Raw genomic sequence first — 16294 nt, 5'->3', positions numbered from 1 at the left:
CTTATGTCTGTTTCAACACAAAAGAAACGGCCGCTAAGCCGTTACATTAAAGACTATAAACATAGCCAGACTCATTGTCTGCATTGCCACAAGGCGCTTGATCGGATCTCTCTCGTATTCAATCGCCAAGTCATCAATAAAGAAGCCATTTCTGAAATGACAGATTTAGTTGATGATGAAACGTGGGGATCGTTACAAGAGAAGTTTTCTGCGCTATGTCGTTTCTGTAGTGAGATTTACTGTAATAGTGAAACTGACTACTTTGACATTATGTCTTTTAAGCAGTATTTGTTTGAACAAACGGAGATGAGCCACAGTACTGTTCGTGAGTATGTGGTTCGTTTACGTCGGCTCGATGAATTACTGACTTCAACTAATTTTCCGCGTCAAGAATTTACGACAGAGAAAATTCAGTCAGACCTGAGTAAAAAGCTCACTCCCTCTGCATTTAGTAACTACAACATTGCGCTACGTAAGTATGAGCAATATCTCGATTGGTGCCAAGAGCCACCATCGATAAGTAGCAGTCACTAATTGCGCTCAAGAGAGACCTTAAAAGGAGTAGCCTAGCCTACTCCTTTTTCTTTTGTCGCTGATAATCACACTTTATTTACCTTTCTGCTTTTCCTCTTATCTTAAAAAAGTTTTTTGTTTATCCTTTAATAAGGATATTTGCACTAATAACCTATTTTTAGATAAAAAAAAGCGCCCACAGTGGGGCGCAAGTTTCAGGTATTCATAAAGATATAATTAAATCAACTTCTAGGTTGACTTGGGCGTAAGTATATTTACGAAAATAACTCGCCGCGAATAATAAATATAAAAAGAGTGAGAGTAGTCACAGCATTCAAAAAAATAATATTTTGGGCTATCTCTTTAGAAAAATGGAGTAACAAAAGAAAAAACCACCTTTAAGAAAACAAACTTTAAAGGTGGTCTCAAAGACAAGGAGAGAAAGAGATGGAGTAATTAACTAATTGTCATTAAGCTTGCATTACCTCCCGCAGCAGCGGTGTTAATACTCAATGCTCTTTCATGTAATAAACGCTCTAACAATAGACCTATCTCACCACGAGAAAATCCTTGAACAGAAATTATCGCACCTTTGCGTTGAGCAATTTTCTGGCAAGTTTCACGCAATTGATCACCATCACCATGGTAAATCACTGCATTTATTTTCAGTGACTCATCATTCCAATTTTCAGTCAGCGTAATGGCTTTTCTAACAATATCAGGCAATTCACGATATGTTTTTTGTGAAAATAGGCTATTAACGACAACGGCATGACAACCAGAAGCGAGAACAGCGGCAATTTGAGTGAATACATCTTGTTCGTTATCTGAAATACAAAGTACGTTACCACAAGGGACTAATTGATAAGTATTACGTTCACCTGTAGGGCCTGGTAATACGCGTAATGTTCCTGCTTGGGATGCAAGAGCATATTTTTCTAAAGCTTCATAATGTGATTTATCCGCTCTGCTTGATAGCCACTCCATATACTTATGATAAGTCTGTAATAACGAATTACGCATAGAAGTATCAAGAGGAAGTGTTTCATCTTGGCGTGCTAGTGTTTGCGTTGCGGCATTTTCAGGACGTTTAGATAACAAGCGATACAGATAAACAGGACCGCCTGCTTTTGGTCCTGTACCAGATAATCCTTCACCACCAAAAGGTTGAACACCCACAACTGCACCAACCATATTGCGGTTTACGTATAAATTTCCCACTTTGGCATTTGAGGCAACATAAGCAATTGTTTCATCAATACGCGTATGAACGCCCATTGTTAGCCCATACCCTGTTGCATTAATCTCTTCTAGTAATACAGGTAAATCTTGGCTTGCATAACGTACAACATGTAACACAGGGCCAAAGATTTCTTTCTTCAATGAACTGACTTTATCTAATTCAATTAAAGTCGGTTGAACAAAGGTACTGTTATTCTCGATGTGTTTTGACAGACTATTGTGTGATGCTTGATAAATATCGAAGCCTGTTGTGCGCATTGATTGGATATGCTTCTCTATGCCTGATTTTGCTTCTTTATCGATAACAGGGCCAATATCTGTGGATAGCAAACTTGGATCACCGATTGTGGCTTGTGCCATCGCACCTTTAAGCATCTCGATAGTATGATCAGCCACTTCTTCTTGAATACATAATAGGCGTAAAGCAGAGCAACGCTGACCCGCGCTATCGTAAGCAGATGCCATAACATCAGTCACCACTTGCTCTGTTAATGCAGATGAATCAACAATCATAGCATTTAAGCCACCAGTTTCTGCCACTAAAGGTACAGGGTGACCTTCACTGTCTAATCGACCTGCTAAGGTCTTTTGTAAAATATGAGCCACATCTGTTGAACCTGTAAACATCACGCCACGAACACGCTCATCAGCCACTAAACGTGCACCAATGGTTTCTCCTTGTCCTGGTAGCAGTTGTAGTGCAAAAGAAGGGATACCTGCTTGATGGAAAAGTTCAACGGCTTTTGATGCAATTAAAGGTGTCTGCTCTGCGGGTTTTGCAAGAACGGTATTACCTGCTGCTAAAGCTGCCGCAATTTGTCCGCTGAATATCGCTAATGGGAAGTTCCAAGGGCTGATACAAACCACAGGCCCTAAAGGACGATGTGTGTTGTTATCAAAATCATGAGCGACTTGAGCCGCATAATAATAGAGAAAATCAATGGCTTCACGAACTTCAGCAATCGCATTGCTATAAGTTTTACCCGCTTCACGCACCAATATTCCCATAAGTGATCCCATTTGCTGCTCCATTAATTCCGCAGCACGGATCAAGAATGAAGCTCTTTGCGCTGGTGGTGTTGCAAACCAGATCTCACCGTTTTCTTGAGCAATGGTTAAGGCAAAATCTGCCTCGGCTTCTGTGGCTTCTCTTACTGTACCTACAATATCCGCATGATTGGCTGGGTTTAATACAGATTGAGGTTCTTGTATTTTTTCTGAAGAATTAAACGTATCACCTAATAAAGGTTCGCAATGTATATTTTCGGTTGCTGATGTTAATAAGGCACTAGAAAGCGAAGCCAAGCGATGTTCGTTTGACATATCAATGCCCGGTGAGTTTTTGCGTTCATCACCATACAGTTTATTAGGAAGCGGAATTTTAGGATGAGAAAGCCCAATTTGGCCTTCTGTTTGAGCCATTCTATTCACTTCTTTGACCGGATCTGCCACCAATTCATCAAGAGAAATTGTGGTATCAGCAATTCGGTTTACAAATGAAGTATTCGCGCCATTCTCGAGTAAACGACGTACCAAATAAGCAAGTAATGTTTCATGAGTCCCTACTGGTGCATAAATACGACAAGGGCGACCTAATTTTCCGTCTGCTATTTTACCGACAACTTGAGCATAAAGGGGTTCACCCATACCGTGTAAACACTGGAACTCATATTGTCCAGGATAATAGTTTTGACCTGCTAAATGATAAATTGCTGACAGTGTGTGTGCATTATGTGTCGCGAATTGCGGATAAATAAAATTAGGTGATGCGAGTAGTTTTTTCGCACAGGCAAGATAAGAGACATCGGTATACACTTTGCGAGTATAGACTGGATAATCTTCAAGACCGTCAATTTGAGCGCGTTTTACTTCGCTATCCCAATAGGCGCCTTTTACTAAACGGATCATTAAGCGACGACGACTACGGCGTGCCAAATCAATCACATAATCAATAACTAATGGACAACGTTTTTGGTAAGCCTGAATAACAAAGCCAATACCATTCCAACCTGCTAATTCAGGTTCAAAACAGAGTTTTTCAAGTAAATCGAGTGAAATCTCAAGTCTATCTGCTTCTTCCGCATCAATATTAATACCAATATCGTATTGCTTTGCTTGTAATGTTAATGAGAGTAGGCGAGGGTAAAGCTCTGACATAACTCGCTCATATTGAGCACGGCTATAACGAGGATGTAATGCTGAAAGCTTGATAGATATTCCCGGGCCTTCATAAATACCTCTGCCATTAGAGGCTTTACCAATTGCGTGGATCGCTTGTTGATAAGAAACTAAATAATCCTGAGCATCTTTTTCTGTTAATGCTGCTTCCCCTAACATGTCATAAGAGTAGCTAAAGCCTTTTTCTTCAAGTTTACGCGCATTCGCGAGTGCTTGAGAAATAGTCTCACCGGTCACAAATTGCTCACCCATTAAACGCATCGCCATATCAACACCTTTACGGACTAATGGCTCGCCACTTTTGGTGAGAATGCGATTTAAAGAGTTAGACAGTTTTTCTTCATTATGTGTAGAAACTAATTTACCTGTGAATAATAAGCCCCATGTAGCCGCATTCACAAACATAGACTGACTTTGTCCTAAATGTGAACGCCAGTTTCCATGACTGATTTTATCGCGGATAAGTGCATCACGAGTGGCTTTATCTGGAATACGCAATAAAGCTTCTGCTAAACACATAAGGGCAACACCTTCTTGTGAAGAAAGTGAGAATTCCTGCAATAGACCTTGAACTAACCCTGATCGTCCAATACCATTTTTCTGTTTACGTAATTTTTCGGCAATGGAATAGGCTAATTTATGCGTTGCTTGTGCCTCATTTTCAGGTAAGGTCGCTTGTTGTAATAGCATCGGTACTGCTTGTATTTCAGGGGTGCGATAGGCAGAAGTAATTGCTGAGCGTAAAACAGACTGTGGGTGAATATGTTCAGCAAATTCCAAGAAAGGCTGATAATGAGCGGTTGGTGTTTCAGTGCTTTCATCAATATCTTGCTCTGTAAATGTTGAGTTACCAAGATTAACCTGATCATTTTCAACTTGTTCTAGATAATTGAAAATAGCCTGTTTAATTAACCAATGCGATGTTCTATCTAGTTTCTGTGCAGCTTCTTTTAATCTATTGCGGGTTTCTTCATCAAGTCTAACACCCATTGTTGTGCTACTCATGCAGTGCTCCTCATATTCTATTTCTAATTCACAAGTACAGTTACCCGTTATTTTTATTAATATCATTCATGTTGCAACTTTGTGCAACATTGTTAACAATTTATTTATAAATAATGTGAAAGTAGTCAGGTTTTGTGGGTGATTAAAAGTGATCTAATTTATTTTCTCTATATATTTATATATAAATCAATAAATTATATTTATTTTGTTGATGTTTATATTTATAATACACCCTCGAATTAAGACAAATAGTGTGAAGTCATATACAAAATTTAAACATTTAGACGTTAATTTCTTGTTAAATGCAGTTAACCTATTCTAGGATTGATGTGAATGCTTTATCTGTTGCTGTAAGAAATTATTTTAATTAAAAACTGAAAAGATCATTAATGCGCAACGAAGTGCAACGTTCCTGTACAAGTCAAAAGCATACCGATGATCGGAAACAGATTTATGGAGAACTGCAATTATGGCTTTAACTTCGCCAATGCTAATTACATTTACGATCTATATCTTGGGTATGCTTTTTATTGGCTACCTTGCTTATCGTTCAACAAAAAACTTTGATGATTATATTCTTGGCGGTCGGCGATTAGGCAGTGTAGTCACTGCGTTGTCAGCGGGTGCTTCAGATATGAGTGGTTGGTTATTAATGGGATTACCTGGCGTGGTATTTTTCGCTGGTATTTCAGAAAGTTGGATAGCTATTGGACTCTGTTTAGGCGCGTGGCTAAACTGGCGTTTAGTTGCAGGGCGTTTACGTTTGCAAACTGAAAAAAATAATAATGCATTAACGTTGCCCGATTATTTGACATCGCGTTTTGATGATAAAAGCAAAATGCTACGTATCATTTCAGCGTTAGTTATTCTTACCTTCTTTACTATCTATTGTGCATCAGGCGTGGTTGCTGGTGGAATGCTGTTTGAATCTACGTTTCATATTCCTTATCACGAAGCGATGATTTATGGTGCGCTTGCAACTATCGCATATACCTTTTTAGGTGGCTTTCTTGCTGTAAGTTGGACAGATACCGTTCAAGCGACTTTAATGATCTTTGCTCTGATCCTAACACCTATTATTGTTATTTTCTCAGTGGGCGGCATTGATACTTCTGTTGCTATCATTAAAGCAAAAGATCCCTCTTATTTGGATATGTTCAAAGGGCTTGATTTTATTGCGATTGTTTCGTTATTAGCATGGGGATTAGGTTATTTTGGGCAACCTCATATTCTTGCACGTTTTATGGCGGCCGATTCTAATCAAACTATTCGTAAAGCACGTCGTATTGGTATGACGTGGATGATCCTCTGTTTAGGTGGCACGGTTGCGGTTGGATTCTTTGGTATTGCTTACTTTGAAATGAATCCAGCACAAGCGGGCGCTGTAACAGCTAAAAATGAACGTATTTTTATGGAGCTGGCTTCACTGCTCTTTAATCCATGGATTGCGGGTATTCTGTTGTCTGCAATTCTAGCTGCGGTAATGAGTACATTAAGCTGTCAATTATTAGTCTGTGCAAGTGCGTTAACTGAAGATTTATACAAGCCATTTATTCGTAAAAGTGCAAGCCAAAAAGAGTTAGTTTGGGTAGGGCGTGGCATGGTGTTATTAGTTGCGATAATCGCAATCTTCTTAGCGCGTGATCCAAACAATAAGGTGCTTGATTTAGTGAGTAACGCGTGGGCAGGTTTTGGTGCCGCTTTTGGTCCTGTGATCCTCATTTCTGTAATGTGGAAACGTATGACTCGTAATGGTGCATTTGCTGGAATGTTGATTGGTGCTTTAACCGTGTTAGTGTGGATGCAATATAAATGGTTTGGGTTATATGAAATAATTCCTGGTTTTATCTTCGCCTCTATCGCTATCGTTGTCATCAGTTTAATGGGTAAAGAGCCGAGTAAAGAAAACCAACAACGCTTTGATGAAGCTGAAACTCAATATCGTAATACATAATAAAATATAGAAAATTAGAACAATAAAAGGCCACTTTATTTAATAAGATGGCCTTTGTTATGTAAATTTATTATAAATTTAAAAGAGAGTATAATTTATAACACTAGTAACTTATTCATAATATTCAAATTTATTATATAAAATTGCTGTGCTGGTATCGATTATTTTGCCATCTTTTCTAACTTCACTTACCATATTCCATGTTAAGCAATTATTATATTTATCCCATTCTTGGCAAGTACTATCATACTCTCTTATATCGTCATACAAACTCGTAAATATTTGTATTTGATGTAAGATTTTACCATCTTCGCCATAATTAAATTCTAACATTACTTCATTATTATCAATTGCTTTTAAGAGGCGGCCTTTATTATCATAAGAATAATAAATTGTACTCCCTTGATTTTCAGCGCTAGATTCAATAATTGTTTCTGATGCAATCTTACTGTCATCATAAACAATTTTTGAAAAATCGGTTCCTATAAGTGTTCCATCTCCATCATAGAAATGAGAAGTTTTATTTATTAGCTGGTTTTGACTATTTTTACCATATATTTCATTAAGATAGAGAGTGTAGACTTTGTGTAAGCTCTTCAGCTGGTATTTATATTTGATATTATAAGGTGTTGACATTCTTACAAGATTTGTTTCGATTCGCTCATGAATATATTCTTGCGTAGAAGAATCAAATTTAGTGAGAGAGCCACATTCATCAAATTGTATTTCACCTTTATAGGCTTTAAATCGACCTTTTTCAGGTAATGTACTAGTGATGATGATTGATTTTATAGGCCCATAATAAAACTCTAACAGAGTGGGCATATTATTAGACTGGTTCACCTGTTTTTGTAGATCTTTACAAGATGTTGATGTCGCAAATGCTGGGAGTGAAATAAAAAGTGTGTATAGAGAAAAAATAAAAAGAAGTGATAATTTCATATAATGCGTCATCTTAAATTTTATTAAAAGAGAACATGTTATAAAGCATATTCATCATTAATTGATTTAAGTAGTTTTACATAAATTGTTTTTTAATGAAAGTATCAAGAAGAAGTATCTAACCATAGATAAGAAGATATGTAATAAATATAAAAACCAGTCTATTTTTGATAGTCTGATTTTTATATTATTAACTTAAATTTGATACGAAAATATAATGTAAATATTATTCGTAGTAAATAAACTCGTTATGAAGCATGGCTTTACTGAAATTAATCACTTCATCATTAAATTTAATCGTACTTTCAAGTTCCTCTTTTGAACAATTAGCAAATTTGTCCCATTCAAGGCAAGTAGTGATAAAGGCTTTATCTTCTCCATTAACGCCTTTGATATAGTTTGATTGAGTAACGACTTTTCCTTTTGGATCATACTGATACTCTACGTTTATTTTACCGTCTTCTATTACGGATTGTAGTTTTCCTTGAGGATTATAGGTGTACTCTGTTGTGATAGTCTCAGTTGTAGGATCAGATGATTTACTTGTTTCTTTAATAATGCGCCCATCTTTATAGTCGAATTGGCTGGTGATTGTATCCAGTAAAGTGCCATCATCTGCATAATATTGAATTATTTTTTTGTTGAACCGATTCTGTCCATCTTTATGATAGGTTTCTTGCATGTAGATAGAGTGTGAACCATAGGCATTTTTTATCTGAAATTGATATCGGATAACAGAAGGATTATTAGGCAATGTTCTTATTAAATTAGTTTCTACATTACCTTCAAAGTACTCTTGCATTGATGTGCTATCTTTCAATAACTTTCCACATTCATCAAAGTAAATTTCACCTTTTAGTGCTTTAAAACGCCCGTCATGGGGTATAGTGCTTGTCATCGTGACTGATTTAACAGGGCCGTTGTAAGAACTGAGCAATATAATGTTGCTATTGGCAATATTGGTTTGCTTTTCAATATCAGTACATTGAGTCGTCGCAGCGGTTGCTGGCAATGAGGATACCGCATAAAGGGAAAGGGAGATAAGGAGTTGTTGTAATTTCATAAGACCGTCCATGTATATTATATACTCGTCATATTTCAAGCTACAGCGCTACTCGTCATACTTCAAGCTACAGCGTTGTTGCCTACGTTCATTCACACTAGTCACATACTTATGTATGCTCCTAGTGACTCATTCACTTGTCGCCTAGCTGTAACTTGAATTATTTAGAGTATTTGCTTGCATATATTCAAGTTGTTGCAAATTATTTAGAGTATAAGTAGTACATAAAATATAGGTCTAGTATAGATAAAATCCTATATAATTCAACGATACATAAAGGTAAGAAATATATTTGGGTACGATCAAAATTGTTTTTTGGGGCATGAATATGTTAAACGCATTTTCTTTTATGACTGATACGGCAACTCTAGCCATTTTTGATTTAAAAGCGATCCGGCATAGAAAATCAGATACAGCAGATTGGTGGAGCATACCTGATGATGAGCTAGATGAAATGAACAAAGGTAATATCGCATTTATTGGTTTGGGTAATGATGGTTTCTACACTATTAATCTATGCGATAAAATTGAAGATCCAGATGTAAAAATAAACATACATTGTCCATCTGGTGAAATCTTTATTGGTGCGGGAGAGGATACAACTGGCGGTAATTTAGAGCCAGATGATCCACAATATCGTGCAGGGGAAATTATTTTTCTTCCAGTAGGATATTATGACGTATCATTAAAAAAGGTAAACAGCCTACTTTTTATTTCTATTATTTACAGTAAAGTGAGAATAAATAAATTTGAGAATGTTTTACGTTTATATTAAAGGAATATATAAATGATAACGTAATGGTAACAATTTGAAAATACTATTATTTTAAGCGCTATTCTTGTTTTTTTATTAATAAGTTAATAAATGTAGATTAAAAAGCATGGTTATATTAAATACAATATAACGAATGTGGTGATTATAAATAAAGTTAATCAATTTACTAAATTTTAATTTATTAATATGGTTTAAATATCACTAAAAGAAAAAATAATATTTCAATAATAAAATAAAGAATGGGAAAGATTTTTTTAAATTTAATTAATCAATTTATTGTTCTTGTTTTATTAAAAATGACAAATGTCAATTTGAACTGGATTAATATAATTTTTAATATTAATCCTAATAAAATTAATAAATATCTTACCAAAAATACGTAATAGTCATATTTAGATTATAAGAATATACTTAAAATAGAAAAATGTATACGTATTAACCTCTATACTCGGTGAATTTAGTTGCATTTTATGAGTAAATAAGCTGATAATTATACATACTTAAATATTAGTACGTAATAAACATGAAATAAGGTTATTAATAAACTTATTTCGTGTTCGCCTTTTTATATTACCAATACAATAAACTAGTCTTATTTTGATATATTACCGGAGAGTTTTATTATGAATAAAATACTTCTTGCTACTGTTATAGCAGGTATTTTTTCTTCTACCGCTTTTGCAGCTTCTGATAATACCATTCGTTTCCAAGGTGAAGTTTCTGATGAAACTTGTACTGTAACTGTGAATGGTAATTCTGCACTTCCTGTTGTTTTATTACCTACTGTTCCTGTTACAGCATTAGACACAGCAGGTAAAACTGCAGGACAAACACCATTTACTATCGCAGTGAGTGGTTGTACTGGTTCTAAACCAACAGATACAAATATTAAAACCATTTTTATTGCTAATAATCTGACAACAGAAGGTCGTATTGGTAATACAGCAGCAAATAACAATGTTAGCTTAGAAATTATTGATCCTGCGAAAACAGGCACCAAAATTGATTTAACTGGTGTAGGTAACGAAGGTTTAGTATTAAAAGCAAACGAAAAAGCAGCATCTTATGATTATGCTGTACGTTATTATGCCGATGATGTTGCAACAGCAGGTAAAGTAGAAGGTAGTGTGCAGTACTCTATCTCTTATCAATAATGCTTATATGTCTCCTTTATATAAAGGAGACATTTTTCTATTTATATAAGAGGAAGATAAGTAATGAAAAAAATAATACTGCTAATTGTCGTATTTTTCTTAAGTTATAGCACAGCATCATATTCTAGTGTCACTATGCTAAAAACACGTATTGTTTATTCATCGGATTCACGCTTTGAAGTTTTAAAGTTTATGAATAACGATGAAATTCCCTACATTATGCAAATATGGGCGGATAAAAATAATCCTAATTCGACCCCGGATAATGCAGATGCGCCTTTTGTTATTCAGCCCCCCGTGTTTCGTATCGATCCTAAAACAGGGAGAGACGCACGATTAATTTATACTGGTGAAGGTTTGCCACAAGATAAAGAATCTATTTTCTATTTAAACGTAGCACAAATCCCACCTAAAGATTTGAATAAAGATATAAAAGAAGGAAATAGCTTTACGGTTATTGTGCATCATCGATTAAAAATATTTTATCGCCCAACAGCGATTGTCTCTCAGTTAAATAATATCGAGAAACAAATATCTTTCTCAAAAGAAAGTAATGGCAATATAAAAGTTAAAAATGATTCACCTTTCTTTGTGTCATTTGCACAACTTGAGGCCACTAATGCATCGGGACAAAAATTTATATTTAAATCAACTATGGTTTCTCCGTTATCAACGGAAGTATTAGTCGCTGAAAATGGCGGAAAGCTTTCATTTTCACCCGATAAAATAACCTATAAATACCTTAACGATCTAGGTGGACAAAACAGCGTGACAGATTTAATTCATTAATAAAAATGGCATTGAAATGAAAGTCATAGAAAAAAGTACAGCACAATTAAATAAGAGAATAAAAGTCGTACTCTTAATCGGCTCATTTTCTCTATTTATTCAATCAATGACTTCTGCATTTGCTGATGATTATGAATTTGATCCTTCTTTATTATTAGGTAACAAAAATAATATCAACATTAATCAGCTTCATGATAGTAATTATGTAGAGCCTGGTGATTATGATGTTGACATTTACATTAATAATCGTTTTTTTGAAAGAAAAACTGTGCGTTTTCAACTAAATGATAAAGGCAAAGTGACACCTTGTTTTAATCAACAACAAATTGATGAAATGGGGATCTTGCTGGAGAACGAGATCAGTCAAGATAATAGTCAATGTTTAGTATTAAACCAAATTAATACAAACATTGTAGATTCGTTTGATGCTTCTAACTTTAGAATAATGATTGCAGTGCCTCAAATCTTATTAAAACGAAGACCACAAGGCTATGTCAATGAAGACGATTTAGATGCGGGCAACACTATGTTGTTCACCAATTATTCGGGTAATTACTATAAGAATAAATCGAACGGACAAACTTCAGACTATGGTTTTGGTAGTGTCAATATGGGCGTAAATCTGGGAACTTGGCAATTTCGCCAACAAGCATCTTACTCTTATAATTCATCAAAATCGGGAAGTAATAGTGACTTTAATTGGATAAGAACTTATCTACAAAAACCATTACTGACATTAAAGTCAATGTTAGTTGTCGGCGATATTTATACAACAGGCGCACAATTTTCTAGTCTGGCATTTAAAGGTATTCAATTAATGTCTGATGAAAGAATGTTGCCAGATTCTCAAAAAGGTTATGCACCTATTATTCGTGGTATTGCGACGACTACCGCCCGTGTAGTGATAAAACAAAACGGCACTGAAATTTATCAAACAACGGTATCACCTGGACAATTTGAAATAAACGACCTTTATCCAACCAGTTATGAAGGGGATTTATTAGTCGAAATCAACGAAAGTAATGGCAAAGTTTCTTCTTTTACAGTGCCATTTACCGCATTACCTGAGTCAGTAAGGGCTGGTCGCTTTAAATATAACTTTACTGCGGGTGAAGTGAATAACTTTGGTTCAGAAAATAGTTATTTTTCAGATGTTGCTTTGCAATATGGTGTGAATAATACGGTAACGCTAAATACAGGGATGCGTGTAGGTCATCAATATCAGGCAGTATTTGTCGGCTCTGTTATTGCTACAAAATTAGGGGCGATAGGTTTTAATTCAGCCTTTTCAAATGCTGAAGTCGGCGGTAATAATTATCAAGGTGGACGATTAGGTATTAGTTATAGCCGTACTTTTAGCCCAACCAATACCGTTATTACACTCGCAGGTTATAAATATTCAACAGAGAATTTCCGCGAATATAATGATGTCTTGGGATTGAGAAAAAGTGTAAGCAATGATATGGAATGGAATTCCAACAGTTATAACCAAGAAAGCCAGTTTACACTGAGTGTTAATCAGTCTCTTGATAAGTGGGGGCAACTTTATATTTCAGGCTCTATCAGTAATTATTATGGTAATAAAGGACATGATGCCCAGTATCAAATCGGTTATTCCAATACCTATAAAGATATTGCTTATAGCCTCGCCTATAGCCGCCAAAAAACGGGGCAAATGACGGCAAATAATACTTTTACATCAATAACAACCGATCCGATATCAGAAGATATGGTGATGTTATCTGTTTCTATGCCATTAGGACGCTCTGATTATTCGCCAATGCTATCATTATCTTCTAGTCATTCTAGTGATGATTCAAGTTACCAAACGAATTTATCAGGACTTTTAGGGGAAGATAAAACACTTTCTTATAGTGTAAATGCAGATTACGACACACAAAATAGAGCGGTAGGCAGTGGTTTGCATTTAATTAAACAGCTTCCTTTTACTACGTTATCAGGCAGTATCTCTAATGGTAAACGTTACACTCAAGGTAGCGTGGGTATTCAAGGTGCGTTAGTTGCACACAGTGGCGGGGTAACATTAGGACCTCGTATTAGTGATTCTTTTGCTTTAGTAGAAGCAAAAGGTGCAAGTGGTGCGAGGGTGAGTAATGGTATGGGTGCACGCATTGATCCTTTTGGTTACGCTATTGTGCCTTCCCTTGTTCCTTATCAATATAACAATGTTAGTTTGGATGGGAAAAATATTAGAAATAATAATATTGAGCTACTGGAAAACACTAAACAAATAGCACCGTATTCAGGTTCAAGTACCAAAATCGTTTTTAAAACCCAAGTCGGATATCCTGTATTGATTTCGGTTAAGCCTGAAAGTCCATTGGTATTAGGTGAAAATGTTTATGATAAAGATAGGCATATTGTTGGCATGGTGGGACAAAGTAACCAGATTTATGTCAGGGTTGAAAATAGAAAAGGGACACTGACCGTCGGTAAAGATGAAGATAGCTGCCAAATCGATTACTCAATACCAGAAGAAAAAGAAGCCGATAAACTCATTTTATTATCAGGTCAATGCTTATGAAATTAAATCGCTGTTTACTTTCTTGTCAGTTCTCTATTTTATTGGCGTTGATGCTATTTTCTTCTTTAGCTTCGGCAATATGTTATAAAATAACAATCACCACGACGAATCCCAATAGTGTACTTTATACCGAGCCTGGTAAAGGTTCAGCGAAAAATTGGCAAGGTGCACGGGATGATTCAGGATCAATGGGAAGTACCCCTAAAGTAATTAATGTTAATAACGATCAGTTTCAAATTCCAGGTACATTAGTGGCGAGTGGCTTTGTCTCTTTTTTTGAGGCGGGTTATGAAGTTTATGATCCTGAACAAATATTATTTCGTTGCACAGCTGATGAAGAGGGTAAATTAAGAGAGTTCTATTCAACGAATGGTGACTATAACTATGGTGGCAAAAATTTAGTTAATCCAGCTTTAGGATTACAAGAAACATATATTAGTCTCGCAAGAGGATTAGGTATCCGTATTAAAAATACTATTACGGGTGAATATTATAGCCGCTATTGGAAATCGCGACCATTAACAAATTTAGAAAGAGATAGCCAAGGGTGGATCTTAGTAAAAGCAAAAGACTTCTCTAATATGGAAGTGGAGTTATTTAAGATTAACTATGAAAGAACAAGTGATATGCCACCCGCACAATCAAGTAGCGGGCTAATTACATTTATTAACCAACCAGCAGGTTATATCGCTTTTCAAAGCTCTAACTTCTCTTATTTATTAAAAGATGGTACAGATCACGCTACAAATTATCATGGCTTTTATGCTTATTGGCCTGCTGCTGTAAATATGTCTCGTCGTATTTATATTCGTAATGTGTCCACTTGTTTTGTGCGAAATGTTACGCCTTATGTTTCATTCCCATTGGTCACTATTAATGAGTTAGCAAGTGGCAAAAAAGTGACTTTACCTATTACTATTGATTTTTATTGTCAATTAGCACCACCTGCGAACGATGGCATGAGTAATATTTCCAGCGGAACGGGAGCAGGGCAAACCGCAATGGGATTTTTACCTAGACCTACAAATGTTAACAAGGCAATTGAATTAGGATTAACAGTACCTAATGGTGCCGCAATTACCCATTTAGTGACAGACGGTTATGGTACTGACTCAAATATGGCAAAAGGGGTTGGTGTAAGAATATATCGCCCATCAGGTATGCCATTAAACTTGTTATCAACATTAGCTAATGAAGGGCAAGGTGAAGGTTATGGTTGGTATCCTATTTATGATGATGCTAGTTCAGTCTCATATAATAATGGTATTGCCGATTTAACTAAAACATTATATGCCTCATTAGAAGCGTTACCGAGAGAGAAAATAACTGCTGGTAAATTTAATGCGACATTACAAGTAATTATACAGGTGCAATAAATATGAAAAGGATCAGTATTTTTATTCTGTTACTGTGTTTTTCGTTTATCGCCAAAGCGAATTTAGCATTAGAGGGGTCAAGAGTGATCCTTTATCACTCAGACAAAGAAACATCCTTAAATATAAAGAATGATGGTGAGTTTCCTGTGGTGGTTCAAACATGGGTGGATGATGGCAATCCAGAAAATACTCCAGAAACCATAACTGATGTTTCCGCTTTATCATTACCGCCAGTATTACAATTAAAACCGAGTGAATCACAACGAGTACGAGTAATTAATAAATTTACCAATACAGATAAAGAGAAAGAGACACTTTACTGGCTTAATTTATATGAAATCATGCCTAAGCCTGCGAACAAAAAATATGATGAAGGTTTAATTAATGTCGTTGTCAGATTACAAGTAAAAGTATTCTATCGCCCTGATGATTTAATTATGGTGATTTCCGATGTCAGTAGCGCTCTTATTTTTACGAGATCAGATAAACAGTTAACAATTGAAAATCCGACACCTTTTTATGTCACTATTAAATCAGCATCTGGCGAAAATAATCCTAATATTCTCATTCCTATGATAGCGCCATTTTCAAAACAACAAGTTACATTAGAAAACAGTCAAATAAACCAAATTAGCTATATTCTGATTGATGATTTTGGTGGCGAATTTAAAGATAAAAAAGAGATAAAGTAGATTTGCTGGTGGTTTGTATTGGATTATGTAATTAAATTAGACTAATTGTTTGTTTTAATTAGTCTC

Annotated in this window: 11 protein-coding genes; 8 read left to right on the top strand and 3 right to left on the bottom strand. The window is 35.6% G+C overall.

Annotated elements, in window-relative coordinates; all coding sequences use genetic code 11:
- The first annotated feature begins 3 nt into the window (after positions 1–3).
- A complete protein-coding gene (fliZ, locus tag F1325_RS11345; RefSeq protein WP_160230457.1) occupies positions 4–534 on the top strand; it encodes a flagella biosynthesis regulatory protein FliZ in 531 nt (176 codons plus the stop codon).
- 435 nt (positions 535–969) lie between these two features.
- Here fliZ and putA read toward each other — a convergent pair whose 3' ends face one another.
- The gene (gene putA / locus F1325_RS11340; protein WP_160230456.1) at positions 970–4938 is read right to left on the bottom strand and encodes a trifunctional transcriptional regulator/proline dehydrogenase/L-glutamate gamma-semialdehyde dehydrogenase; all 3969 of its coding nucleotides are present in this window, start codon (positions 4936–4938) and stop codon (positions 970–972) included.
- 469 nt (positions 4939–5407) lie between these two features.
- On the opposite strand from putA, the gene putP reads away from it, so the two are divergent.
- Positions 5408–6892 (top strand): sodium/proline symporter PutP, encoded by a 1485-nt coding sequence (putP, locus tag F1325_RS11335; RefSeq protein ID WP_109374192.1) that lies wholly within the window; start codon positions 5408–5410, stop codon positions 6890–6892.
- 111 nt (positions 6893–7003) lie between these two features.
- On the opposite strand, the gene F1325_RS11330 is transcribed toward putP, so the two are convergent.
- Entirely contained in the window at positions 7004–7834 is an 831-nt protein-coding gene (locus F1325_RS11330) for a hypothetical protein (protein WP_109374193.1), read from the bottom strand.
- Between the two features lie 226 nt (positions 7835–8060).
- Positions 8061–8897 carry a hypothetical protein gene (locus tag F1325_RS11325; RefSeq protein WP_160230455.1) on the bottom strand — a complete coding sequence of 279 codons (837 nt, stop codon included), beginning with the start codon at positions 8895–8897 and terminating at the stop codon, positions 8061–8063.
- Positions 8898–9225: 328 nt separating this feature from the next.
- Between F1325_RS11325 and F1325_RS11320 the strand changes: the two genes are divergently transcribed.
- From F1325_RS11320 to F1325_RS11295, 6 genes are all read left to right on the top strand, one after another.
- Complete coding sequence (locus tag F1325_RS11320) at positions 9226–9672, top strand: DUF6386 family protein (RefSeq protein ID WP_160230454.1); 447 nt, start codon at positions 9226–9228, stop codon at positions 9670–9672.
- A 623-nt stretch (positions 9673–10295) separates the two neighbouring features.
- Entirely contained in the window at positions 10296–10826 is a 531-nt protein-coding gene (locus F1325_RS11315) for a fimbrial protein (RefSeq protein ID WP_109374196.1), read from the top strand.
- 63 nt (positions 10827–10889) lie between these two features.
- Positions 10890–11615, top strand: a complete 726-nt coding sequence (locus F1325_RS11310; RefSeq protein ID WP_109374197.1) for a fimbrial biogenesis chaperone — start codon at positions 10890–10892, stop codon at positions 11613–11615.
- A 16-nt stretch (positions 11616–11631) separates the two neighbouring features.
- Positions 11632–14160 (top strand): fimbria/pilus outer membrane usher protein, encoded by a 2529-nt coding sequence (locus F1325_RS11305; RefSeq protein ID WP_109374198.1) that lies wholly within the window; start codon positions 11632–11634, stop codon positions 14158–14160.
- Positions 14157–15536, top strand: a complete 1380-nt coding sequence (locus F1325_RS11300) for a fimbrial protein (RefSeq protein WP_244313518.1) — start codon at positions 14157–14159, stop codon at positions 15534–15536. Before F1325_RS11305 ends, F1325_RS11300 begins: the two co-directional genes overlap by 4 nt.
- 2 nt (positions 15537–15538) lie before the next feature.
- Positions 15539–16228 (top strand): fimbrial biogenesis chaperone, encoded by a 690-nt coding sequence (locus tag F1325_RS11295; RefSeq protein ID WP_160230453.1) that lies wholly within the window; start codon positions 15539–15541, stop codon positions 16226–16228.
- Positions 16229–16294 lie beyond the last annotated feature (66 nt).

The organism is Proteus columbae, assembly GCF_009914335.1.
Taxonomy (GTDB): domain Bacteria; phylum Pseudomonadota; class Gammaproteobacteria; order Enterobacterales; family Enterobacteriaceae; genus Proteus.
This window is presented reverse-complemented; position numbering and strand designations above follow the sequence as displayed.

Excerpts from the sequence above, each read along its gene's own strand:
- F1325_RS11300 (WP_244313518.1), top strand. The coding sequence starts at position 14,157 with ATGAAATTAAATCGCTGTTTACTTTCTTGTCAGTTCTCTATTTTATTG.
- fliZ (WP_160230457.1), top strand. The coding sequence starts at position 4 with ATGTCTGTTTCAACACAAAAGAAACGGCCGCTAAGCCGTTACATTAAA.
- F1325_RS11320 (WP_160230454.1), top strand. The coding sequence starts at position 9,226 with ATGTTAAACGCATTTTCTTTTATGACTGATACGGCAACTCTAGCCATT.
- F1325_RS11310 (WP_109374197.1), top strand. The coding sequence starts at position 10,890 with ATGAAAAAAATAATACTGCTAATTGTCGTATTTTTCTTAAGTTATAGC.
- putA (WP_160230456.1), bottom strand. The coding sequence starts at position 4,938 with ATGAGTAGCACAACAATGGGTGTTAGACTTGATGAAGAAACCCGCAAT.
- F1325_RS11305 (WP_109374198.1), top strand. The coding sequence starts at position 11,632 with ATGAAAGTCATAGAAAAAAGTACAGCACAATTAAATAAGAGAATAAAA.
- F1325_RS11330 (WP_109374193.1), bottom strand. The coding sequence starts at position 7,834 with ATGAAATTATCACTTCTTTTTATTTTTTCTCTATACACACTTTTTATT.
- F1325_RS11325 (WP_160230455.1), bottom strand. The coding sequence starts at position 8,897 with ATGAAATTACAACAACTCCTTATCTCCCTTTCCCTTTATGCGGTATCC.
- putP (WP_109374192.1), top strand. The coding sequence starts at position 5,408 with ATGGCTTTAACTTCGCCAATGCTAATTACATTTACGATCTATATCTTG.
- F1325_RS11295 (WP_160230453.1), top strand. The coding sequence starts at position 15,539 with ATGAAAAGGATCAGTATTTTTATTCTGTTACTGTGTTTTTCGTTTATC.
- F1325_RS11315 (WP_109374196.1), top strand. The coding sequence starts at position 10,296 with ATGAATAAAATACTTCTTGCTACTGTTATAGCAGGTATTTTTTCTTCT.